Below are 280 nucleotides of genomic sequence, written 5' to 3' on the forward strand. Positions count from 1 at the left end.
TTATTGTTTCTCCATATGAAACACAATATCAAGTTAATAATACAACTTATAATTCAAGCAATTACTATGTTGGAGAACCAACACCAACAGCAAGTCAACAATATGTAGATGTAACAAGTGGACCAACATCACAACCATTTGTTACAACGAATCAATCATATAGTAATGACACTGATGCTAGCTTGTATTCTGTAAGTAATTCAGGCAACTTATATAATTATGGGAACTGTACTTATTATGCATTCAATCGCCGTGCAGAGTTAGGTAAACCTATTGGAAG

At 33.2% G+C, this 280-nt stretch carries 1 pseudogene; it reads left to right on the top strand.

Annotation, left to right across the window (positions count from 1 at the left end):
• Positions 1–280 (top strand): annotated as a pseudogene (locus tag AC0I8G_RS25900) (COG3942 and LysM peptidoglycan-binding domain-containing protein); the annotation flags it as partial.

The sequence above is a fragment of the Kineococcus sp. AC630 genome (assembly GCF_979255925.1).